The following is a 22,453-nucleotide window of genomic DNA, read 5'->3' as shown; positions in this document are numbered from 1 at the left end:
GAGACGGGGCGGTTGAGTATGGCAGGGCGCTACGGCCCGTTTTCTTCTTTCCGGCGGGGAGAAGAAAGGACCGGCAACGCCGGTCCAGGCAGTATCGCGGAGGAAACCTCATGGAAAACAAGGTTCAGGAAATGTCTGTCGCATCTCTTTCCGGTTGTGCGGAAAAGGGCGAGGGCGCTATTGTCCCGCACATGAAGATTCTTGTCATTGAAGACGACCTCGAGGCTGCGGCCTATATGACCAAGGCGTTCCGCGAAGCCGGGATCGTCGCCGATCACGCGAGCGACGGTGAGAGCGGCCTGTTCATGGGCTGCGAGAACGCCTACGACGTCATGGTGATCGACCGCATGCTGCCGCGCCGCGACGGGCTTTCCGTCATAAGCGAGCTGCGCCGTCGCGGCATCGAGACGCCGGTTCTGATCCTCTCCGCGCTGGGGCAGGTGGATGACCGCGTCACCGGCCTGCGTGCCGGCGGCGATGATTATCTGCCGAAGCCCTATGCCTTTTCCGAATTGCTTGCCCGCATCGAAGTGTTGGGCCGCCGCAAGGGCAAGCCCGAGCAGGACATGGTCTACCGGGTCGGTGATCTCGAACTTGACCGCCTGTCGCATGATGTCCGCCGCGGCGGCAAGGAAATCCTGCTGCAGCCCCGCGAATTCCGCCTGCTGGAATATTTGATGAAAAATGCCGGCCAGGTGGTCACCCGCACCATGCTCTTGGAAAACGTCTGGGATTATCATTTCGACCCGCAGACCAATGTTATCGACGTGCATGTCTCCCGTCTGCGCTCGAAGATCGAGAAGGACTTCGAGAAGCCGCTGCTGAAGACCATTCGCGGTGCCGGTTACATGATGAAGGACGAGGGCTGATTGGCGAAAATGGCCCGCCTCAGAATATTGTTCCGGTCGACCGCGGTGCGCCTTTCGGCGCTCTATATCCTTTTATTCGCGCTCTGCGCCGCCTTTCTGGTCTTCTACGTCACCGCACTTTCCGAAAAGCTGTTGAACCAGCAGACGCGTGATGCCGTCTTGCAGGAAGTATCGGATGTGCAGCGCATCTATAATCGCGGCGGCATCAACCCGCTGCTCAGGATGATGGAGCGCCGCGCCCGCCAGCCGGGCGCGAGCCTTTACGTCATTGCCGGCCCGAATGGCGAAATCCTTGCCGGTAACGTTGCCTCCGTGCAGCCCGGTGTTTTCGACAAGGAAGGCTGGACGGGCTTTCCCTTCCGTTATGAGCGTTATTCCGAAAGTGGCGACAGCGTACAGCACCTCGCCACCGCCAATATATTCCTGCTGGATAATGGCCTGCGCATCCTGATCGGCCGCGACCTTGGCGAGCCGACCAAGTTCCGGGCGCTGGTGCGCAATGCGCTGATGGTGGCGCTGGCGATCATGAGCGGCGGCGCGCTGCTCATCTGGTTCGGCATCGGCCGCAATGCGCTGAAACGCATCGATCGCATGTCGGCGGCGACCAAGAAGATCATGGCAGGCGATCTGTCGCAGCGCCTGCCGCAGGGCCGCTCGGGAGATGAGTTCGACCGGCTGTCCGGCTCGCTCAATGCCATGCTCGGCCGCATCGAAAAACTGAACGAGGGCCTGCGGCAGGTCTCCGACAATATCGCCCACGACCTGAAGACACCGCTGACCCGGCTGCGCAACAAGGCCGCCGCAGCACTTGACGACGATGACGAGACCAAAAGGCGCTCAGCGCTTGAGGGCATCATCGCTGAGTCCGATCAGCTCATCCGCACCTTCAACGCGCTGCTGATGATCTCCCGCGTCGAGGCCGGCTCGATCGCCGCCGAAATGACCGATGTGGACGTCTCGGCAATCGCCGCAGACAGCGCCGAACTTTACGAGCCGGTGGCCGAAGATGCCGGCCTTGTGCTGGAAACCCAGATAGAGCCCGGACTTTCGGTGCAGGGCAATCGCGAACTGATCGGCCAGGCGCTGTCGAACCTCATCGACAACGCCATGAAATATGCCTGCGAAAGCGAAGGCGACAAAAAGCTCGTCATTCGTCTGGCGAGAGAAGAAGAAGCAATCGTGCTTTCCGTCGCCGATAATGGCCCCGGCATTCCCGCCGACAAGCGCGGCGAGGTGCTGAAACGTTTCGTGCGGCTGGATGAAAGCCGTTCCAAACCGGGCACCGGCCTTGGCCTCTCCCTGGTGGAGGCCGTGATGGAACTGCATGGCGGATCGCTGCTGCTGTCCGACACCGATGCGTCGAATGCCGCCTGCCCGGGGCTGACGGTTTCGATGGTATTTCCCGTCTCAAAACCATAAGCCAAGCCATACGGCGATCTCGTCCCTGCAAGCGATGGCGTTGCCTTGCGTCAGCCCGGGTAACGGTTAGGCGGATCACCGAAATTTGCGCAGACATTCTTTCCCGGTCGGAAAAACAGCTCCCATCCGAGATTGAATTGACAGGTGATCGGAAGAATATTCATGGGGATGATTGCTGCACTTAATGCGTCGGTTCGACAGCGATCGACAAGAGGACTTGGCGACAGATGGCAGGCACCACTCCCACAGCCAGCGACCGGCATGGCCCGATCATTCTGTTCGATGCCGAATGTGTGCTGTGTTCGGTGAATGCGCAATTTGTGCTGCGGCACGATAAGGCAGGGTACTTCCGGCTGGCGTCGATGCAGGGAGAGGTCGGTGCGGAAATCTATCGGCGTCACGGCATGGACCCCACCAATCCGGCAAGCATGCTGGTCGTCGAAGGCGACAGGGTGCGGCAGGACAGCGACGCGGTGCTGAGCATCTATGAGGCGCTTGGCATGCCGTGGCGACTTGTTACCATAATGCGCGTCATTCCCGCCTCCTTACGCGATCCCCTTTATCGCTTCGTTGCACGCAATCGCTACCGGTGGTTTGGAAAACGTGGGCAATGCTGGATAGCGCCGCCGGAATACAGGGACAGGATCCTTTGAAGATGGCGAAGACTCTCCACTCACAGCATGCTGTAATCCCGGCATTGAGGCAGATGTGATCGGCGGTTCGATGAAGATACTCATCCTCGGTGGTTATGGCGTTTTCGGCGGCCGGCTGGCGGAGTTGCTTGCCGATATTTCCTGCATCGAAATTCTTGTCTGTGGCCGCAGCCTCGCGCGGGCGCAGACCTTCTGTGAGGGTTGGCGCGGACAAGCGCAACTGCGGCCCCTGATGCTTGATCGTCGCGATATCGTCGAAGCACTGCGCGTCCATAAACCCGATCTCGTCGTTGATGCTTCCGGGCCGTTCCAAAACTACGGCAATGAGTGCTACGCAGTCATAACAGCCTGCATAGATGCTCGAATCGACTATCTCGATTTCGCCGATGCCGCCGATTTCGTTTTCGGCGTCAGCCAGTTCGATGAGCGGGCAAAAGCCGCCGGTATTTTCGTGCTGTCGGGCGTCAGCAGTTTTCCGGTGCTGACGGCGGCTGTCCTGCGCGAGATGGCGAAAGACATGGAGATCGTGACAGTCGAGGGCGGCATTGCACCGTCTCCCTATGCCGGGATCGGTCTCAACGTCATGCGTGCAGTCGTGGGCTACGCCGGTACGCCGGTCAAACTCTTCCGGCATGGCGAACCCTCCCACGGCATCGGTCTGGCGGAAAGCAGGCGCTTCACCGTTGCAGTCCCCGGCAGGCTACCGCTGCGGAACATTCATTTTTCGCTGGTCGATGTGCCGGATTTGCAGGTGATCCCGCCAGAGCACCCATCCATGACGGATATATGGATGGGCGCCGGTCCGGTGCCGGAATTTCTGCACCGCATGCTGAATGTACTGGCGAAAGCGCGTGCGCGGTTTGCCCTTCCCTCATTCGCACCGCTGTCGCCACTATTTCATGCGGTATTGAACCGGTTGCGTTTTGGCGAACATCGCGGCGGCATGTTTGTTCGGGTAGGGGGTCTTGCAGCCGGCAAACCGATGGAGATGAGTTGGCACCTGCTGGCCGAAGGTGATGACGGCCCCTATATTCCCTCCATGGCGATCGAGGCTCTTATCCGCAAGATGCTGAACGGCGAGCGCCCGCTTCCCGGTGCACGCGCTGGCACCGCTGCGCTGGAACTGGCGGACTATGATGGGCTTTTCCGCAGCAAAACAATCTTTACGGGTTTCCGTCGAGATGAGCCCGACGCTCCATTGTTTCGCAGGCTCCTCGGCCCCGCCTTCGATGCGTTACCGCCCCGCCTGCGGCAGCTGCATGGCAGCGGACAGGCACAGGAATGGCGCGGCGTTGCAGAGATACGGCGCGGAGAGGGCGTGCTGGCTCGCATGATTTCCGCTGTTCTCGGCTTTCCGAAGGCGGGAAAGCAGGTGCGCGTCAACGTCAACTTTACACTGGAAAAGGGTAAGGAGTGCTGGACGCGGAATTTCGGCGGCAGGCGTTTCTCGTCCACCCTGTCGGCCGGAACGGGCAAGGATCAATATCTGCTAGCGGAGCGATTTGGTATCGTCACGGTCGCCCTGGCGCTGGTACTGGATGGCGGCCGGTTGGCTCTCATCCCCCGGCGATGGCATGTTTTGGGCATGCCCTTGCCCGGCTTTCTTCTGCCGAAAGGCGTGAGCTTCGAGTCCGAGGCGCAGGATCGCTTCTGCTTCGACGTGGAGATTTCCCTGCCATTCGTGGGGTTGGTTGTCGCTTATAAGGGCACTCTGGAACCTGACGAGCACGGTGAAGCGCCATGTCGCGCTTCACCGGGAGAGATGCAAACGCCGGAACGCGTTTCGTCATCATGAATGTCAGGCGGGTCTTGCGGCCGATGCCGCGCATTCCCGCCAGCCTCAGAACGTATAGGCCACGCCCACCATCGCAAATGGCTGTATGTCCTTTTTCACTACCGGGCTGTCCTTGGCGTCGCCCAAGAGAAAACCGACGCCGCCGGTGCCGGTGATCGTCCAGTTCTCCGTCATCAAGTAGGAGACCGAGGCGCTGGCGTCGATGCGTTTGAAGCCGGCTTTGGCGTCGTAGCGGCGCAGGCCGGAGCGGGCGGATTGGGCCGAGGTGACGCCGAAATAGGATTTCATGTGCTTGTCGTCCGCCCAGGTGGCGGAGAGGTCTGCGCCAAGAATGAACTGGTCGACCTTGTGCGAGACGCTGGCACCGACGGTGGCGGTCAGGCCTTCGCTGCCGCCAATGGTCTTGTCCACCTTGGCATAGATTTCGAACGGGTCCATGCCGTAGGCGATGACGCCGCCGACCACGCCGCCGGCCTTGATGTCGCCCATCCCGCGCAGGTTCTTCCTGTCGTCCTTTTCCTTGCGACCGCCTTCCCAGCCGCCCTTGATGCCCAGTCTGAAACCGTTCTGGTTCAGGACATTAACGGTGACACCGCTGAAATCGATGCTCAGCGTATCGCCATATTGCACGGAAACCAGGGGAACGGCGCCGGCTTCCAGCTTGTCGGAGCCCTCATATTTGGGGGCATAGGCCGCGCCGACGCCGAGCGTGATCTTCCAGTCGCTGGAGCTGCTGTAGCGGGCATTGTCGAAATTGCCCTGCGGATCGGCGAGCCTGTCCGATTTGCCGATATCGGCGGCAAAAGCGGGCGTGGAAATGATCTGCGCCATGGGCAGCGCCGTCAGGCACAATGCCACCGCACGCAGGTTCTTTTGCCATTTCACCGTAAAAAATTGTTTCATGATCATATCCGTTGCAGCATCGAGCGTTGGAAAACCGGGGAGTCGGGTTTCGTTGAGGAGGACGCTACGCGGGCACAGTTGCGGAGACATTACGTGGTGCCGGGACTTGCGCTTCGGAGCGAAAAACCGGGGCGCGGCCTTGGAAAACATCGCCGGAAACGGTTTTCCTCATCGCAAAGCGCCTCGCATTTGTTACAACGCCAAGTCTATGCGCCCGAAGGCTTCGGCAGGGGACGGCGACGGGACGGTTTGCGGGGAGCGGCCCGTCCCTGAAAATGCTGCAGGCGGAAGAGCGCGGATGCGAAAGCGGCAAGAGGGAGAGAGACAGTGACGAAACCCCAAAACGCCGAAAGGCGGCTGAGCGAGGTTCTGCCGGGCGTGATCCGCCCCTATACGCAGACGGAACTGAAATCCGTTCTTTCGACGCTGAAGGACATCGGCAAGGTTGAGCCGGCGGTGGCGGCGTTGCTGGCGGACGAAAGTCCGCTTAAGGATTTTATCGCTGCGGCCTTCACCCTGTCACCCTATCTGCGCGACATGGCGGCGGCGGATGAGGGGTTGCTGACGCTGGCGATTTCCAAACCGCTGACGCTGCTGCTCACCGATCTCGTTCGTGACGCGCGCGATTGCTGGAAACCCGGGCAGGAAGGCGGCTTACCCGTCGAAAACGAGGTGATGTCGCGGCTGAGAATCGCCAAGCGGCGGCTCTCCTTCGTCGCGGCGCTTGCCGATCTGGCGCGCATCTTCACCGCCCGCGATACGACGCGCTGGCTGAGCGAGATGGCGGATGCATCGCTCTCCGCCGCCATCGATCACCTGCTGCTTTCCGCCCATGAGAGCGGCAAGCTGAAGCTGAAGAACGTCGCCGCGCCAAGCGAAGGCTCCGGCCTGATAGTGCTCGGCATGGGCAAGCTCGGCGCGCGCGAACTCAATTATTCCTCTGATATTGATGCCGTTGTGTTCTTCGAACCCTCGGCTGGCATCATGGACGACCCCTATGATGCCACGGAAAATTTCGGCCGCATGATGCGTCGTCTCGTGCGTATCATGCAGGAGCGCACGGCGGATGGTTATGTTTTCCGCACCGATCTCAGGCTGCGTCCCGATCCCGGCTCGACGCCGCTCGCCATTCCCGTGGAAGCGGCGCTGCTTTATTACGAGGGCAGGGGCCAGAACTGGGAGCGCGCCGCCTATATCAAGGCGCGGCCGGTGGCCGGCGACATCAAGGCGGGTGAGAATTTCCTGCGTGAGCTGACGCCCTTCATCTTCCGCAAATATCTCGATTATGCGGCGATTGCCGATATCCACTCCATCAAGCGGCAAATCCATGCGCATAAGGGCCATGGCGCCATTGCGGTGAAGGGCCACAACGTCAAGCTCGGGCGCGGCGGCATTCGCGAAATCGAATTTTTCGCGCAGACGCAGCAGCTTATCGCCGGCGGCCGCATGCCGCCGCTTCGTGTGCGGGCGACGGAGGAGGCGCTTGCGGCACTGACGGAAGCGAAATGGATCGATGCCGAAACGCGTGACAGCCTGACGGAAGCCTATTGGTTCCTGCGCGAAGTGGAGCATCGCATCCAGATGGTGCGCGACGAGCAGACCCATGTGCTGCCGGACACCGAAGCCGAACTGAAGCGCATCGCCTTCATGCTCGGTTTTGTCGATACCAAGGCTTTCTCTGAGAAGCTGGAAGAGGTGCTGCGGCTGGTGGAGCGCCGTTATTCGGCGCTGTTCGAGCAGGAGACGAAACTGTCAGGCGAGGCCGGCAATCTGGTGTTCACGGGCCAGAAGGACGATCCCGATACGTTAAAGACGCTCTCCACGCTGGGCTTCGAGCGGCCGGAGGATATTTCCCGCGTCATCCGCACCTGGCACAATGGCCGCTACCGGGCAACACAATCGGTGGAGGCGCGCGAGCGGCTGACGGAACTGACGCCGGATTTGCTGCGGGCCTTCGGCGAAAGCAAAAGGGCCGATGAGGCATTGCTGCGCTTCGACAATTTCCTCTCCGGCCTGCCGGCTGGCATCCAGCTGTTTTCGCTGCTTGGCAACAATCCGGCGCTTCTGTCGCTCCTGGTAACGATCATGTCTTCGGCCCCGCGTCTTGCCGAAATCATCGCTGCCCGCCCGCATGTCTTTGACGGCATGCTGGATCCGGCGCTGATGAGCGATGTGCCGACGCGCGAATATCTCGCTCACCGCATGGGCAATTTCCTCTCCAATGCCCGCCATTACGAGGATATTCTCGACCGGCTGCGCATCTTCGCCGCCGAACAGCGGTTCCTGATCGGGGTGCGGCTCTTGACCGGCGCGATCCGTGGCGAGGTCGCCGCCCGCGCTTTCACCCATCTTGCCGATCTGGTGATAGAGGCGGCGCTGAATGCCGTGCTGGCGGAAATGGAAGCGGCGCATGGGCTCTATCCCGGCGGCCGTGTCGCCGTTATGGGCATGGGCAAACTTGGCTCCTTCGAACTCACCGCCGGTTCGGATGTCGATCTCATCCTGCTTTACGATTATGACGATGCCGCCCAAGAATCCACCGGCGCCAAACCGCTTGATGTTGTGCGGTATTTCACCCGCGTCACCCAGAGGCTTATCGCGGCACTGTCTGCCCCGACGGCGGAAGGCGTGCTTTACGAGGTGGACATGCGGCTGCGCCCCTCCGGCAACAAGGGGCCGGTGGCGACGCGTATTTCCGCCTTCGAGAAATACCAGCGCGAGGAAGCCTGGACTTGGGAACACATGGCGCTTTCCCGCGCCCGGCTGATCTGCGGCGAAGCCTCGCTGATGGAAGACGCGCGCCGCATCATCGCCTCCATCCTTTCGCAGAAGCGCGACGTGGCCAAGGTTTCCGCCGATGTGCTGGAGATGCGAAACCTCATCGAGCAGGAGAAGCCACCGGAGAACATCTGGGACTTCAAGCTTATCAATGGCGGTTTGGTCGATCTGGAATTCATTACCCAATACCTGGCGCTGGTCGGCCCCGTAAAAGGCCTTGCCCCGCATGAACCGGGCCGCAACACGGCCGAGGCGCTGCAGGTGCTGGCCGCGCCCGTGATGGAGCCGCAGGCGTTCGACGACTGCATGGCGGCGATGGGGCTCTATACCGAAATCTCGCAGATCGTGCGGCTATGTATCGACGGCGCCTTCAATCCGAAGGAAGCGCCGGCCGGCCTGATCGACCTCGTCTGCCGGGCGGGGGATTGCCCTGACATTGCGACGCTGGAGGGTGAGGTGAAGCGGCTGGCGAAAGCGGTGCGGAAGGTGTTTGTGGGCACGGTGAAGAATGGTGGTTAGGGTTGGTGGGTGTGGTTTATCCCCCTCTGCCCTGCCGGGCATCTCCCCCACAAGGTGGGAGATTAGCCAGAAGGATGCTCCCCGGCAAATTCGCAACGTTTGAGATGATCGAGCGATTGCAGCTGGTCGATCTCCCTCCTTGTGGGGGAGATGCCCGGCAGGGCAGAGGGGGGTATGGCACCCACCAATATTACCCAATCAATGCACCGTCCCGCAATGCCCCGCCACATGCGGAATAATGATCGTCACCACCGTGCCACGACCCTCACACGAGCGGATCTTCATCGTCCCCCCATGCAGCTTCACGAGCGAGCGGGAAATGGCAAGCCCGAGGCCTGAGCCGCCCTGGCTCTTGGCATATTGGCTCTGCACCTGCTCAAAGGGTTGGCCGATCTTTTCCAAAGCCTGGGTGGGAATGCCAATGCCGGTATCGGCGATGGTGAGGATCATCGCGGCCTCGTGCACATGGGTGCGCAGCGCGATGCGGCCGCCATCACCGGTGAATTTCACGGCGTTTGACAGCAGGTTGAGCATGATCTGCTTCATGGCGCGGCGGTCGCCCTGCATCGTCAGCCCGGCGCAGACCTTCTGCTGCACGGTGATGTTCTTCTGTTCAGCCTGAATGGCGGTCAGACGCAGGGTTTCCTCGATCAGCGGCGCGAGATCGATGGTCTCGCGGTTGATGCGCATATGGCCCGCCTCGATCTTCGACATGTCGAGAATATCGTTGATGACGTTCAAGAGGTGCTTGCCGCTGTCATGGATATCGCGGGCATATTCGGAATATTTCGGCGAACCGACCGGCCCGAACATCTCGTTTTGCAGGATTTCGGAAAAGCCGAGAATGGCGTTGAGCGGCGTGCGCAGCTCATGGCTCATATTGGCGAGGAATTCGGATTTCGCCCGGTTGGCGGCCTGGGCGCGCTCTTTTTCGGCAAGGTAATTGGCGTTGGCGTCGGAAAGCTCGGTCTTCTGCCGCTCCAGCTTGTGCTGTGAGGCGGAGAGGTCGCCGATGGTCGCCATCAGCCGGCGCTCGGAATCGCGCAGCCGTTCCTGATGGCGCTTGAGCAACGTGATGTCGGTGCCGACGGAAACGAGGCCGCCATCATGGGTGCGGCGCTCATTGATCTGCAGCCAGCGCTCGTCGGCCAACTGCACTTCCGTGGTGCGCGACAGACCGGACTGGTCGGCATCGGCAACACGACGCTCCACCACGGGGCGGGCTGCGGCCGCATGCACGGTGCTTTTTTCGGTGCCGGCCACCAGCACGCTGTCAGGCAGGCCATAGGCCTTCTGATAGTGGGTGTTGCACATCACCAGACGGTCATTCTTGTCCCATAGCACGAAGGCTTCCGAAGTGGATTCGATCGCGTCGGCAAGACGCTGGTCGGCCTCGGCGTAACGCTGGGCGAGGCGATGCTGTTCGGTGACATCCATGGCGATGCCGATGACGCGCGGGCCGTTATTGGTGCGGATGACCTGGGCGCGGGCGCGCAGCCAGACATAATGGCCCTTGGCGTGGCGCATGCGGAAAATCTGGTCGATCTGGCGCAGATTGCCGCAACCGACGGCGCGGGCCAGTTCATAGAGATTGCCGTCTTCGGAATGCATCATTCGGGCGGCATCGGAAAAGGACAGTGGTGCAGCCTTGGGCGGCATGCCCAGAATTTCGTAAAGCGAACCGGACCAGAACATGCGGCGTGAGGAAAGATCGAAATCCCACAACCCGCAGCGGCCGCGCGACAGCGCCGTTTCCACGCGCAGGTTGGATTCGGCGAAGATGTCGTCAGCGTCGCGGGCGCGCTTCACCTGCATGTAATAGGCGTAGAGCACCACGAGCAGGATCGAGGAAATGCCGGCAAACAGCGTGACGTTCATGGCGATTTCGCTGCGCCAGAAGGAGCGGATCGGCTGCAGCGAACGCGCCGCGATGACCATCGCGCCATCATCGCCGAAGGGGATCATCGTCGCATAATGCTGCTGGCCGTCAATATTGGTTTCGATGGTGCCGGGTGCGCCGGGAAAACGCTGCACGATGGCGATTTCCGGAAGCAACGCGGGAAGCGACGTGCCGATATAAAGCATCGCTTCCTTGCCGGCGCCGGCAAAAATCCGGCCATTGCTGCCGGAGAGCAGCACCATGGTGCCATCGGCAAGGCTGCCGGAGGGTAGCGCCGAAACGAGGCTTGCTTCCGCGCGGGCGCGGTCCTGCGCGGGAAAGACGGTGCCGTTGTTGAGAAGGGCCGCCTTGGCGGTCAGCGCCGTCAGCGCCGTCGAGTGGCGGGCGGCCTCTTCCATGCGGCTGTATTCGGCAACGATGCCGAGCATGCGCGAGGCCGCGACGACGACCAGAAAGGCGAGGATGAGAATGGGTATCAGCCGCTTCAACAGCGTCTCGACCTGCGGCGCCGGGCGGTCGGAGCCATTCATCAAACCCATCAGGTCGCTGGAGAGCTTCTCGCCCCAGGCCGCAAGATCAGAAAATTTGGCATACGGCCGCTCATCGCCCGCAGTCGCCCGCCGCACGTTCGTCATTGTCCCGCCTTTGTGATGTCCCCATGATTCGAAGCGCCGCCGCTCGAATATGGCTAGTGAATCAAATGCGATTCGCCCTGTCCAGAGGCAAAAGTTAAAAGAATTTTAACCCCTTGAACCGACTCCGTATTTTTTCGGGACGGTTTCTCCCAGCCCCGTCGAACTCGGGAATTATGAGTGAAATCAGTGAGCCGGCGCTAGAATACCGGCTGTCGCGGGAGGCGGGGGGAAGCGGCTTTCAGATACCGTCGAAAGCGTCGAGAGCCGGGCCAAGCGCGCCGACGACGCCGTTTCCGGCGGCCGGCAGACCGGTCAGCACCGCGCTGATGATATCCTCACGGCTTGCGCCACGCGCCTTGGCTTCCATGACATGAAAGGCGATACCGCTTTCAAGGCGCAGCGCGGCCAGAATGCCGATATAGATCAGGCTCTGGGTCTTCACATCAAGCGTGGATGCCACACCCAGTTTCTGCACGGCCTGAAGCCATGCCGCATTGTGGGCGGGAGCGTCCATCATGAAGCGCTGAAACGAAGCGCTGGCCTTGGACATGTCGGTCATCTGCAATTCCTTTCTGCTGCCGGGCCGGTTCTGGCCCCTTGAGACCATCATGTTGCGCAATGCGTTACGCCGCCTTGATGGATATCAAGACGGCGTATCGGCATGTTCAAAATGGTGGCAAACCAGAAGCTTGCGGTTAGCCTTTCAGGATACGCCCGACAATGTCGCTCACATCCGTGGACAGGCCCTTGGCGTCGGAAATCGTCGACAGTGCGGCCTTCGCGTGTTCGGCGCGGCTCGCCTCCAGAGACCGCCATGAACGCATGGAGGTGAGAATGCGCGCGGCAAGCTGCGGGTTGCGCTTGTCGATGGCGATGATCTGCTCCGCCAGGAATCGATAGGCGGCGCCGTCTGCGCGGTGGAAGCCGGTGGGGTTGGCAAAGGCAAGCGTTCCGACCAGCGAACGCACCCGGTTCGGATTGGTGGCGATGAAATGTTTCGATTTCATCAGCGCCTTGATGCGATCAAGCGCGCCGTCGCCGGGAATGGCGGCCTGCAGCGAGAACCACTTGTCGAGAACAAGCGCATTGTCGGCGAAGCGCGTTTCGAAAGCTGTAAGCGCTTCTTTCGTCTCGGCACTGTCGGGGAAACGCTGGGTCAATACGCTGAGCGCATGTGCGAGATCGGTCATGTTGGTGGCGTCGGCATAGGCTTTTGCCGCGCGGGCAGGGGTCTCCTCGGCAAAGGCAAGGAAGCTGAGCGCGCCATTACGAAGCGAACGGCGTCCGGCACTGTCCGCATCCGGACTGTAGGCCTCGCCGTTACCCGACGCTTCCGCGAGCTGCCTGAAGGTTTCAAGCCCGGCCGTTGCGATCGCCTTTATCGTGGCGTTGCGCGCCTTGTGAATGGCGTCCGGATCGGTATTGCCACCCAGTTCGCGGGCGATATCCGTTTCGCTTGGCAGCGCCAGCGCCTGTGCGCGGAAAGCGGGCTCGAGCGAGGAATCGCCGACGATTTCAATAAGCGTTGCGATGAGCTCGGCGTCCGTGCGCACTTCACCGCCATTCTGCACCGCTTTGGTGGCGGCAATCAGTGCTGGCAAGGCAAGATCGGTCAGCGCCTGAAAACGGGCAAACATATCCGTCTCGTGCCGGGCGATCTGCACCAGATCGGCGGCATTCTGCTCGAAATGCAGATTAACCGGCGCCGAGAAGCTGCGATTGATCGACAGCACGGGCCGCGAGGAAATGCCGGAGAAGGAGAAGGTCTGGTTGCGCTCGGTCAGGTGCAGCACGCCAGCCCGATATTCGCCGCCGGCGACTGCCTGTGGCTCGGCGATCTGACCATTGTCGAGAATAAGCGCCAGCGACAGCGGAATGTGCCGTGGCTGTTTTACCGGCTGGCCGGGTGTCGGCGCCACGGTCTGTTCCAGCGTCAGGCTGAACGTCGCCTTGCCGGCATCATAAGCGGAGGAGACGGAGACCAGCGGCGTGCCGGCCTCGGTGTACCATAGCGAAAACTGCGACAGATCGCGGCCGCTGGCATCGGCAAAGCTCTTGACGAAATCTTCAACCGTCGCGGCTTCGCCGTCATGACGTTCGAAATAAAGGTCCATGCCCTTCTTGAAATCGTCAGCACCGAGGATCGTGGCGATCATGCGGGTGACTTCGGCACCCTTTTCATAAACGGTCGTCGTGTAGAAATTGTTGATTTCGCGATAGGTATCGGGACGCGGCGGATGCGCCAGCGGACCGGAATCCTCCGGAAACTGCTCCGATTTCAGATGGCGTACATCGGCGATGCGCTTGACCGGGCGCGAGCGCATGTCGGCGGAAAACTCCTGATCGCGATAAACCGTCAGGCCTTCCTTCAGGCACAGCTGGAACCAGTCGCGGCAGGTGATGCGGTTGCCGGTCCAATTGTGGAAATATTCATGCGCGATGATGCGCTCGATATTGGCGTAATCCGCGTCAGAGGCGGTTTCCGGGTCAGCCAGCACGAATTTGTCGTTGAAGACGTTGAGACCCTTGTTCTCCATCGCCCCCATGTTGAAATCGGATACGGCGACGATCATGAAGATATCGAGGTCGTATTCGCGGCCGAAACGCTCTTCGTCCCACTTCATCGAACGCTTCAGCGCGTCCATGGCATAGGCCGCACGCGGCTCCTTGCCGTGCTCGACATAAATCTTCAGCGCCACTTCACGACCGGAGACGGTGGTAAACCTGTCTTCCACCACGCCGAGATCACCGGCGACGAGCGCAAAGAGATAGCTCGGTTTCGGATGCGGATCGAACCAGGCGGCAAAGTGACGGCCCTCGTCGTAATTGCCGCCGCCGAGGAAATTGCCGTTCGACAACAGCAGCGGGTTGCCTTCCTTCGCCGCGATGATCGTCACTGTATAGGGCGCCAGAACATCCGGGCGGTCGGGGAAATAGGTGATGCGGCGGAAACCTTCCGCCTCGCATTGGGTGCAATAAACGCCATTGGTGCGGTAAAGCCCCATCAGCTGCGTATTGACCTGCGGATTGATGTAATTGGTGACGCAGATCTCGAAGGGCGTTTCCGCCGGCAGATCACGGATAGTCAGGCTGTCGGGCGTAGCGTCATATTGGCTGGCAGGGATCTCGACCTGATCGAGCAGCAGGCCCGAAAGCGTCAGCTCATCACCATCGAGAACAAGCGGTGCCTGGGAATCGGCGCCTTCGCGTCGGTGAAAGATCAGACGGGCTTCGACCTTGGTATTCTTGGGGTCGAGTTCGAAGGTGAGATCCACCCGCTCCAGAACGAAATCGGTGGGGCGGTAATCTGCCAGGTGAACGATCTGGCCCGTGTCTGTTCGCATGACTGTTCCTGAATAACTTAGCGTGGTCTTCCCGCCATCATGTCGTCATAAGGCCGGGATGTAAAATAGGTGGAGTATTCGTCACGTTCATGTGCGCATCGGAGGACATTCTGTCCCGCCATAAAGGCTTTACCGGCCATGCAGACGATCCTCCCCCGCCGCCGGACCCATGGACCATCGCAGCAAATGTTGAACGATTACTGAAATTATATTTTATTTTCTTCAAATTTTAGCGCATGTCGCTTTGATCTGACGCGAGGCCGAAAACGCGAAAGCAATTCTTTGCCGTCACCAAATCAACCGAATTCATGGGTGAATAACATTTTTTGATGTAAAGGCCGGGAGGAATGTTCTAGCCTTGCGCAAATCCAATTCCCCTGCGTCGTCCTCCCCGCATGAAAATTTACCGATGGCGTGTTTGCGCAGCCGATATGAGTAACTGCCAATGAACGCCGAACCGACCAATCCCTTCCGCGGGATCAGCATGAAGCTGGTTTCGGTTGGCTTTTTTCTTGTCATGCAGACCTGTATCAAGGCCGCCGGTCCCGATGTGCCGGCCGGCCAGATCACCTTCTTCCGCTCCGCCTTCGCCATTATCCCGATTGTCGTTTATCTCGCCTGGCTGCATGCGCTGACCAGCGCGCTGCACACCAACAATCTTCTCGGCCATTTCAAACGCGGTTTTCTCGGCATCCTCTCCATGGCCTGCGGCTTTTACGGGCTGACCATGCTGCCGCTGCCGGAGTTTATCGCCATCGGTTATGCATCGCCGCTGCTGGCCGTCGTCTTTGCCGCTTTCATCCTGCATGAGAAGGTGCGCGTCTATCGCTGGAGCGCGGTGTTCGTCGGCATGATGGGCGTACTGGTGATTTTGTGGCCGAAGATGACGCTTCTGCGCGAAGGCGGCTTTGCCGCCGGTGAGGGCCTGGGGGCGATTGCCGTGCTGTGTGGCGCGGCGCTGGGCGGCCTGGCGATGATCCAGGTGCGGCAATTGGTCGATACCGAAAAAACGCCGACCATAGTGCTCTATTTTTCGCTCACCGCCACCCTGCTGTCGCTGGTGAGCGTGCCCTTCGGCTGGAGCGCGCTGACGATGACGCAGGCCATGCTGTTGATCACCAGCGGCATCTGCGGCGGCGTTGCGCAAATCTTCCTGACGGAGAGCTACCGCCATGCCGAAGTCTCGGTCATCGCACCCTTCGAATACAGCTCCATCGTCTTCGGGATCGCAGTTTCCTACATTCTGTTCGGAGACATCCCCACACTCACCATGCTGATCGGCACGGCGATCGTCATCCTTGCCGGCATATTCATCATCTTCCGAGAGCATCAGCTGGGTCTGGCAAGACGGGCAGCCCGCAAGGCCTCTACGCCGCAGGGGTGAAGTCGCCATTTCCCCGATATGTTCCGTTGAAGTTGATGACGACGGGTATTTCTTCTCTCGGCGTCATCCTCGGCCTGTCCCGAGGATCTGCCAACGTTTTGATTTTGTTGAGGTGATTAGATCCTCGGGTCAAGCCCGAGGATGACGTCGCGGGAAACATTCGTCCCTTGCGCCCTCAATCTCGATGTCATGAGCGTGCAGAAATCTGAACCGGACAACACCACGAAAAGCCCGGGGATGACGTCAGAGTATTTGGCAAGGCTCTTAACCTCGCCGTCTCTCTCAGCAAAACCACAAAAGCAAAAGGCGCCTTCCCGAAGAAAGACGCCAGCGCGCAATCATATATGTAGACCAGCTTGATACTGGCCTGAATGCTCTCAGCGCTCGCGGAAATCCGCAAAGACAGCCGAAGGACGCGTCACGCGGACCTGCTGCATGGCAGCGCGTGCGGTCATCTGTTCGTTAGCGGCAGCGCCGAAACGATGGTAACCCTGACTGGAGCGTGGGCCGAGGCCCGCCAGACGGAGCGTTTCAAAGCCGGAATGTACCGGACGAAAGCGAGTGGTCATTGCCTTGGTTCCTTAAACCGAATTCCTCCCAAGACACTGCGGTATATCGCAGCGCAGCATGGATTCGGCAAGCTGGCCAAATGCGTCGCTGTTATGCGAATTGCGCATGGCTTTTTTCATAATTCGTTTACACTGAGCAATAATAAGGCAATCAGCCTTGCGTAACCTTGGCCCGAAACGCCAATAAATCCTGCCATGCCAATGACTTGGAGGCAGGCGCGTTCAAAAGTTCCTGCGGGTGCAGGCTGGCCAGCGCCGGCAAAACAAGATGTCCGGCTGCGACATCACGCCACTGTCCGCGCAGCGTATGGATCGTTCCGGTGCCGCCGAAGAAGAAACGTGCGGTGAAGTTGCCAAGAAGCAACAGGTGTTTCGGCTCCGCCAGCGCGATCTGGCGCTCGATGAAGGGGCGGCAGATATCCATTTCCGCCTGCGTTGGCGGGCGGTTGCCCGGCGGCCGCCACGGCACGACATTGCCGAGCATGATGGTGCCGCGTTCAAGGCCGATTGCCGAAAGCATACGGTCGAGCAAAAGCCCGGTCTTGCCGGCAAAGGGCTGGCCTTCGCGGTCGTCATCGGCATCCGGCATGGGACCTATGACCATGATGGCGGATGAAGGATCGCCTTCGGTGAAGATCGTGCTGCGCGCGCTGTTCTTGAGATTGCAGCCGCTGAACCCTTCCAGCGCGGTTTTCAGCTCGGTAAGCGACCTTGCGCTTTCGGCGGCAAAACGCGCTGCCGCCACGGCCTGTTCGTCCGGCATCGCAACATTCTGCTGAACCGCGGGGGCGGGTGGCGCGCCGCGTGCCGGCGTCTGGCGTTTCGGCTGCTGCTGCGGCGAGTATTGAGGTGTATCGCCGCCGCGTTCCATCGGCCGCTGGCTTGGCTGGCGCGCGGCTGCGCCCGCCTCCTGTCCCTGCAGCGGCCGGGCAGGGCGGGCGGCGGCAAATTCGGCGAAACGGTCGAGCGGCTGGTCTTCCAGCAGCCAGTCCACGCCCGCATCCGCATGGAAATGCAGGAGGGCGGCAAGTTCGGCCGGGGAAAGGTCGTGGGCGGCGATCATGGGGGGAAATTATCCCATGTTCCCCGCCCGGGGAACCCGTAAATCACGCTGTCCAGCGCTGAATGTCACCGCTTTCGCCGATCATCGCCAGACCATGGGCAATCGAGAGCAGCTCGCCGCCGCTTTCGATCCGGTCCGCATCGAAACGCCGGGTGAAAAGCTCCCGCACCGCGGGTACGAAGGAGGTGCCGCCGGTCAGGAACACCTTGTCGATGGCTTCGGGGGCCACCTGCGTTTTTTCCAGCACCTCGTCCAGTGCGCCTTCGATCTTGGCGAGATCGTCGGCGATCCAGCCGTTGAAATCGCTGCGTTTGACCATCTTGCGGCCGGCCTTGCCGAGCGGCGTGAAGTTGAATTCCGCTTCTTCCGCCGAAGAAAGCGCCATCTTGGTGGCGGAAATTGCCTGATAGAGCGGGTATCCCTCGTCATGGTCAACGAGATCGACGAAGAGTTCGAGCTTTTCCGGCTCCAGCGCCGAGCGCACCAGCGATTTAAGCGCGGTGAATTCCTTGGATGTCTTGAAGATCGACAGCTGGTTCCAGCGACCGAAATTCACGTAATAACCGGAGGGCACGTCCAGCACCTTGTCGAAGCTCTTGAACTTGCTGCCCTTGCCGATCTCGGGCGAGACCAGATTGTCGATCATCCGGAAGTCGAAATGATCGCCCGCCACACCGACGCCGGAATGGCCGATGGGGGTGGCGGAAAGCTTGCCGGCATGGGTCTCGAAACGGATCAGCGAATAGTCGGTGGTGCCGCCGCCAAAATCCGCCACCAGCACATTGGCGTCCTTCTTCAGGCTCTGGGCGAAATAATAGGCCGCCGCCACCGGCTCATAGACATAGTGGATTTCCGGAAAGCCGGCGCGCGTCAGCGCCTCGTTGTAGCGGGCAAGCGCCAGCGCTTCGTCCGGATTGCTGCCGGCGAAACGCACCGGCCGGCCGGCGATGACGGTCGAGACGTCGCCTGGCCATTCGTCACCCGCATAGGTTTTCAGCTTGCGCAGGAACACCTCCATCAGATCCTCGAAGCTCTGGCGCTTGGCGAAGATCAGCGTGCCCTGAAACAGCGGTGAGGCCGCAAATGTCTTGATCGACTGCAAAAAGCGACAATCGCCGGCATTGTCGATGAACTGCCGGATGGCGGCATGGCCCGCTTCCACATGCAGCGCGGCGGCACCGAGGCCGGCATCCTTCATGAAGGAGAGCGCCGTGCGCATGCTGTCATCCGTGCCGGCGTTGCTGGTGAAACGCATGGAATGGCTGTCGCCGCCACCGTTGGAAAGAGCCATGACCGTGTTGGTCGTGCCGAAATCGAGGCCAAGTGCCCGCTTTTGCGTCATCGCCATATCCTTGTCGCCGAAAAAAATATTCGCCCGGCCCTTGGGTGGCCCGGCGTGAAAATAAGGGATGCCTTTGGCGTCCCGATGTCAGAGGAGGGCGGTTGATTGCACAGGGCAGATGGAATGGCAAGCGTCGGCCCGCCGTTTTTCGGCCAATTGCTGCCGGGCGGCCTGTCCCCTTTGTCTGAAGGGGGCTGGGGAAACATCGACAGGGGGAGCGGGTGGTAAATGATTTGCTCATGCGCCAATGAAAGAATGCGATAGTTTTCGGCAATATCTTTAGGGGTTTGTGGTTATAATGGCGCAAATCAGAAGATTAGGTGGCGAGGCATATTTTATACTCGAAGAATATAAATCGAAGCTCCCTGTATTGCGTTTCACCTGTTGCCCTTCCCAACCCGGAAAATTTGATGCCCCGCAAGATAACCGACTCCCTCCTGGAAGACGTACCGCTGGACTGTCCCGAGTCGGTGCGGGGCGAGATTGCGGTTTTCAACCGGCAGCTTCTCAATCTCATGGAAGCATCGCAGCAGGGTTATGCGCTTTTTGACGGCAGCGATGAGTTGCGTTTCGCCAATACGGTTTTTCGCAAGGCGCTCGGCATCGGGCCGGCTGATTTCCCAAGTTGGGTGGACCTCATGCGTAGCGGGTATCGCAGCTCCACCGGCACCGCCATTGAAACCGCCGATTTCGAACTCTGGCTGCGTTCCGCCAGAACACGGCGCGGCAAGCTGCCCTTCCGCACCATTGAGACCGGTCTCAATGACGGGCGCTGGGTGCTGACGACTGAAACGACGTTGCCGGGCGGCTGGATGCTGTGCGTCGTCACCGATATTTCCGAACTCGGCATCGAATTGCGCGATCTCAGACAGGAGCGCGACAGGGCGTTGAAGTCGGCGCTGAGCGATGAACTGACCGGTCTCGGCAACCGCCGTTATGCCATGGATAGCCTCAATCACATGCTCGGCCCCAACAAGGCGCAGGCACTTGCCGTCATCATCATGGATATCGATCACTTCAAGTCGGTGAATGATCGCTTTGGACATGCCTGCGGCGATATGGTTCTCAAGGATTTCGCCGCGCGGCTTTCCGCGAGCGTCGGGCGCGATGATCTCGTTGGCCGGATCGGCGGGGAGGAATTCCTGCTGGTCCTCAGCGGTTCGCGGATGCATATCGCCGAGACTGTCATGCGGGGGCTGCTGTCGTCGCTGGCGGATGCGTCACCGCTCGGGGATATGCCGGATTTTCGTTATAGCTGTTCGGCCGGCATCGCCTTTGCCAATCCCGGCGAGAGCGCCAGCGATGTTCTGCGCCGCGCCGACACGGCTCTTTATGAGGCCAAGAACACAGGCCGAAACCGCTTCGTGATCTACGAAACGGTTTCCTGACGGGTGTATGCGTGGCGGCTGTCAGTTCGACTTCGCCGCGCCGCCATCCACCCGCAGCATCGTGCCGGTGATATAGCTTGCCGGCACCGAGCACAGGAAAGCGCCGGCGGCGGCAAATTCTTCCACCGTGCCGAGGCGACCGGCCGGAATGCTCTTGACCGAAGCTTCACGGATTTCCTCGACGCTTTTGCCCAGGCGCTTGGCGTTGGCGCCATCCAGCTCGTCGATGCGGTCGGTGTGGATGCGGCCGGGCAGAAGCAGGTTGGAGGTGATGCCGAAACCGGCCACTTCGCTGGACAATGTCTTGCTCCAGCCCACCAGCGCGCCGCGCAGGGTGTTGGAGAGCGCCAGATTGGCGATGGGTTCGAACACGCCGGATGAGGCGACGGTCAGGATGCGGCCGAAACCCTGTTCCTTCATCTGCGGCAACAGCGCATTGGTCAGCGTGATGACCCGCAGCACCATCGACTGGAAGAAGGTGTCGAGCTTCTCGGTCGTCATTTCCTGAGCGAGACCCGGCGTCGGGCCGCCGGTGTTGTTGACGAGAATATCGATGCCGCCGAGCTTGTCCTTGACGGCCTCAACCATGGCCTCGACGAAATTGTCGTCGGCCAGATCACCCCAGACCCAGTCGGCCTTGCCCTTGCCAAGCGCATTGATCGCCTTGCAATTCGCCTCCAGTTTTTCGCCGCTTCTGCCGACGAGAAGAACATTTGCGCCTTCCTTGGCGAGCGCCGTGGCAATGCCCAGCCCGAGGCCGCGAGAAGAGGCGAGAACGAGGGCGCGTTTGCCGGAAATGCCGAAATCCATGGGGTTTGTCCTGTCTTGTGAGGAGTGTCTGTGCTGTTTATAGGAAGGTGGCGTCCGCTTTTGAAGGTCAAATACACGTCATGACAGAACAATCTCTGCTTAAATTCTCCATTGCCGTCACGGTTCTTCTGGCCCTGTTCGGCATCAGTGCGGGTTTGTTCTCCGGCTCCTTCGCCGTGGTTTTCGATGGTGTTTATGCGCTCACCGATGCCTTCATGACGGTGCTGGCGTTGCTCGTGGCGCGGCTTATCGCAGCCTCGGCCGCGCCCAAGCCGGGTGGCCGGCTGGTGGAGCGTTTCACCATGGGTTTCTGGCATCTGGAGCCGATGGTGCTCGGCCTTAACGGCACGCTGCTGATGGGCGCGGCGATCTATGCGCTGATCAATGCCATCGACAGCCTGATGGATGGCGGCCGCTCGATCGAGTTCGACTATGCCATCATCGTCACCTTCTTCAGCTTTGCCGTTTCGCTTGCCATGGCATGGTTCGTCAAACGGCAGAACCGCCGGCTGAAATCCGCCTTCGTGGCGCTGGATGCCAAAAGCTGGCTGATGAGCGCGCTCTTGAGCATGGCGCTGTTCGTCGCCTTCGCCATCGGTTACGGGCTGACCGGAACATCGCAGGCATGGCTCGCGCCCTATGTCGACCCTGCCGTGCTGGCGCTGGTCTGCCTTGTCATCATCCCCATGCCGCTCGGCAATGTGAAACAGGCGCTCGCCGATATTCTTCTGGTCACGCCGCTGGAATTCAAGCAGCATGTGGACCGGGTGGCGACGGAGACGGTCGAAAAATTCGGCTTCGCCTCGCATTATTCCTACGTCGCCCGCGTCGGACGCGGCCGACAGATCGAACTTTTCTTCATCGTGCCGAAGAACTGGCCGGCCCGACGGCTTGAGGAGTGGGATGCCATCCGCGACGAGATCGGCGATGCGCTTGGCGGCGAGGGAGCCGACCGGTGGCTGACGATCGTGTTTACGACGGATGAAGAATGGGCGATTTGAGCGGGTGGAGCGTTCCAGGCCACTGAAGATATCGGCCCAACGGTCTTTACACTTTATTTTCAGCGCCTGAATTGCATGAGG

The 22,453-nt window shown here is 60.4% G+C and carries 16 protein-coding genes; 8 read left to right on the top strand and 8 right to left on the bottom strand.

Translation table 11 applies throughout. The features are described 5' to 3' along the window. Positions 1 to 110 precede the first annotated feature (110 nt). From M0412_RS07855 to M0412_RS07840, 4 genes are all read left to right on the top strand, one after another. Positions 111 to 869 carry a response regulator transcription factor gene (locus M0412_RS07855; protein ID WP_035218197.1) on the top strand — a complete coding sequence of 253 codons (759 nt, stop codon included), beginning with the start codon at positions 111 to 113 and terminating at the stop codon, positions 867 to 869. A gap of 9 nt (positions 870 to 878) precedes the next feature. After that, on the top strand, positions 879 to 2,288 hold the full coding sequence (locus M0412_RS07850) for a HAMP domain-containing sensor histidine kinase (RefSeq protein ID WP_142839928.1): 1,410 nt from the start codon (positions 879 to 881) through the stop codon (positions 2,286 to 2,288). Between the two features lie 227 nt (positions 2,289 to 2,515). Beyond that, the gene (locus tag M0412_RS07845; RefSeq protein WP_269698426.1) at positions 2,516 to 2,941 is read left to right on the top strand and encodes a thiol-disulfide oxidoreductase DCC family protein; all 426 of its coding nucleotides are present in this window, start codon (positions 2,516 to 2,518) and stop codon (positions 2,939 to 2,941) included. 70 nt (positions 2,942 to 3,011) lie between these two features. Beyond that, positions 3,012 to 4,736 carry an SDR family oxidoreductase gene (locus M0412_RS07840; RefSeq protein ID WP_269698425.1) on the top strand — a complete coding sequence of 575 codons (1,725 nt, stop codon included), beginning with the start codon at positions 3,012 to 3,014 and terminating at the stop codon, positions 4,734 to 4,736. 45 nt (positions 4,737 to 4,781) lie between these two features. Here M0412_RS07840 and M0412_RS07835 read toward each other — a convergent pair whose 3' ends face one another. Further along, positions 4,782 to 5,645, bottom strand: coding sequence for a MipA/OmpV family protein (locus tag M0412_RS07835; RefSeq protein ID WP_269698424.1), 864 nt, complete (start codon positions 5,643 to 5,645; stop codon positions 4,782 to 4,784). 321 nt (positions 5,646 to 5,966) lie between these two features. Between M0412_RS07835 and M0412_RS07830 the strand changes: the two genes are divergently transcribed. Beyond that, a complete protein-coding gene (locus M0412_RS07830) occupies positions 5,967 to 8,936 on the top strand; it encodes a bifunctional [glutamine synthetase] adenylyltransferase/[glutamine synthetase]-adenylyl-L-tyrosine phosphorylase (RefSeq protein ID WP_269698423.1) in 2,970 nt (989 codons plus the stop codon). Positions 8,937 to 9,134: 198 nt separating this feature from the next. On the opposite strand, the gene M0412_RS07825 is transcribed toward M0412_RS07830, so the two are convergent. The 3 genes from M0412_RS07825 to pepN all read right to left on the bottom strand — a co-directional run bounded on the left by M0412_RS07825 (position 9,135) and on the right by pepN (position 14,815). Further along, positions 9,135 to 11,471, bottom strand: coding sequence for a PAS domain-containing sensor histidine kinase (locus M0412_RS07825; RefSeq protein ID WP_269698422.1), 2,337 nt, complete (start codon positions 11,469 to 11,471; stop codon positions 9,135 to 9,137). 238 nt (positions 11,472 to 11,709) lie between these two features. After that, entirely contained in the window at positions 11,710 to 12,030 is a 321-nt protein-coding gene (locus M0412_RS07820) for a carboxymuconolactone decarboxylase family protein (RefSeq protein ID WP_269698421.1), read from the bottom strand. Between the two features lie 136 nt (positions 12,031 to 12,166). Then, positions 12,167 to 14,815 carry an aminopeptidase N gene (gene pepN, locus M0412_RS07815; RefSeq protein WP_269698420.1) on the bottom strand — a complete coding sequence of 883 codons (2,649 nt, stop codon included), beginning with the start codon at positions 14,813 to 14,815 and terminating at the stop codon, positions 12,167 to 12,169. Between the two features lie 445 nt (positions 14,816 to 15,260). On the opposite strand from pepN, the gene M0412_RS07810 reads away from it, so the two are divergent. Further along, positions 15,261 to 16,199: a DMT family transporter gene (locus M0412_RS07810; RefSeq protein ID WP_142839415.1), complete on the top strand. Its 939-nt coding sequence runs from the start codon at positions 15,261 to 15,263 to the stop codon at positions 16,197 to 16,199. 377 nt (positions 16,200 to 16,576) lie between these two features. On the opposite strand, the gene M0412_RS07805 is transcribed toward M0412_RS07810, so the two are convergent. The 3 genes from M0412_RS07805 to M0412_RS07795 form a co-directional block, all read right to left on the bottom strand. Beyond that, a complete protein-coding gene (locus tag M0412_RS07805; RefSeq protein ID WP_003509784.1) occupies positions 16,577 to 16,768 on the bottom strand; it encodes a hypothetical protein in 192 nt (63 codons plus the stop codon). Positions 16,769 to 16,919: 151 nt separating this feature from the next. Then, positions 16,920 to 17,831, bottom strand: coding sequence for a uracil-DNA glycosylase family protein (locus M0412_RS07800; protein ID WP_269698419.1), 912 nt, complete (start codon positions 17,829 to 17,831; stop codon positions 16,920 to 16,922). 43 nt (positions 17,832 to 17,874) lie between these two features. Next, complete coding sequence (locus M0412_RS07795; protein ID WP_269698418.1) at positions 17,875 to 19,173, bottom strand: Hsp70 family protein; 1,299 nt, start codon at positions 19,171 to 19,173, stop codon at positions 17,875 to 17,877. Positions 19,174 to 19,583: 410 nt separating this feature from the next. Here M0412_RS07795 and M0412_RS07790 point away from each other — a divergent pair, with 410 nt between their 5' ends. After that, positions 19,584 to 20,561, top strand: a complete 978-nt coding sequence (locus M0412_RS07790; RefSeq protein ID WP_269698417.1) for a sensor domain-containing diguanylate cyclase — start codon at positions 19,584 to 19,586, stop codon at positions 20,559 to 20,561. Positions 20,562 to 20,582: 21 nt separating this feature from the next. Here M0412_RS07790 and M0412_RS07785 read toward each other — a convergent pair whose 3' ends face one another. Beyond that, a complete protein-coding gene (locus tag M0412_RS07785; protein WP_269698416.1) occupies positions 20,583 to 21,371 on the bottom strand; it encodes an SDR family oxidoreductase in 789 nt (262 codons plus the stop codon). An 80-nt stretch (positions 21,372 to 21,451) separates the two neighbouring features. Between M0412_RS07785 and M0412_RS07780 the strand changes: the two genes are divergently transcribed. Then, positions 21,452 to 22,372, top strand: coding sequence for a cation diffusion facilitator family transporter (locus M0412_RS07780; protein WP_142839419.1), 921 nt, complete (start codon positions 21,452 to 21,454; stop codon positions 22,370 to 22,372). The last annotated feature ends 81 nt before the right edge of the window (positions 22,373 to 22,453 follow it).

This window comes from Agrobacterium sp. O3.4, from assembly GCF_041414895.1.
Classification (GTDB): Bacteria; Pseudomonadota; Alphaproteobacteria; order Rhizobiales; family Rhizobiaceae; genus Agrobacterium; species Agrobacterium cucumeris.
Note: the sequence above shows the minus strand (reverse complement) of the source record. Positions and strands in the feature narration are given on the sequence as shown.

Bases quoted from the DNA above. Each gene is read 5' to 3' on its own strand.
- M0412_RS07850 (WP_142839928.1), top strand. From the start codon at position 879: ATGGCCCGCCTCAGAATATTGTTCCGGTCGACCGCGGTGCGCCTTTCG.
- M0412_RS07800 (WP_269698419.1), bottom strand. From the start codon at position 17,831: ATGATCGCCGCCCACGACCTTTCCCCGGCCGAACTTGCCGCCCTCCTG.
- M0412_RS07795 (WP_269698418.1), bottom strand. From the start codon at position 19,173: ATGACGCAAAAGCGGGCACTTGGCCTCGATTTCGGCACGACCAACACG.
- M0412_RS07840 (WP_269698425.1), top strand. From the start codon at position 3,012: ATGAAGATACTCATCCTCGGTGGTTATGGCGTTTTCGGCGGCCGGCTG.
- M0412_RS07845 (WP_269698426.1), top strand. From the start codon at position 2,516: ATGGCAGGCACCACTCCCACAGCCAGCGACCGGCATGGCCCGATCATT.
- M0412_RS07785 (WP_269698416.1), bottom strand. From the start codon at position 21,371: ATGGATTTCGGCATTTCCGGCAAACGCGCCCTCGTTCTCGCCTCTTCT.
- M0412_RS07790 (WP_269698417.1), top strand. From the start codon at position 19,584: ATGCCCCGCAAGATAACCGACTCCCTCCTGGAAGACGTACCGCTGGAC.
- M0412_RS07820 (WP_269698421.1), bottom strand. From the start codon at position 12,030: ATGACCGACATGTCCAAGGCCAGCGCTTCGTTTCAGCGCTTCATGATG.
- M0412_RS07780 (WP_142839419.1), top strand. From the start codon at position 21,452: ATGACAGAACAATCTCTGCTTAAATTCTCCATTGCCGTCACGGTTCTT.
- M0412_RS07835 (WP_269698424.1), bottom strand. From the start codon at position 5,645: ATGATCATGAAACAATTTTTTACGGTGAAATGGCAAAAGAACCTGCGT.
- M0412_RS07855 (WP_035218197.1), top strand. From the start codon at position 111: ATGGAAAACAAGGTTCAGGAAATGTCTGTCGCATCTCTTTCCGGTTGT.
- M0412_RS07825 (WP_269698422.1), bottom strand. From the start codon at position 11,471: ATGACGAACGTGCGGCGGGCGACTGCGGGCGATGAGCGGCCGTATGCC.
- M0412_RS07805 (WP_003509784.1), bottom strand. From the start codon at position 16,768: ATGACCACTCGCTTTCGTCCGGTACATTCCGGCTTTGAAACGCTCCGT.
- pepN (WP_269698420.1), bottom strand. From the start codon at position 14,815: ATGCGAACAGACACGGGCCAGATCGTTCACCTGGCAGATTACCGCCCC.
- M0412_RS07810 (WP_142839415.1), top strand. From the start codon at position 15,261: ATGAACGCCGAACCGACCAATCCCTTCCGCGGGATCAGCATGAAGCTG.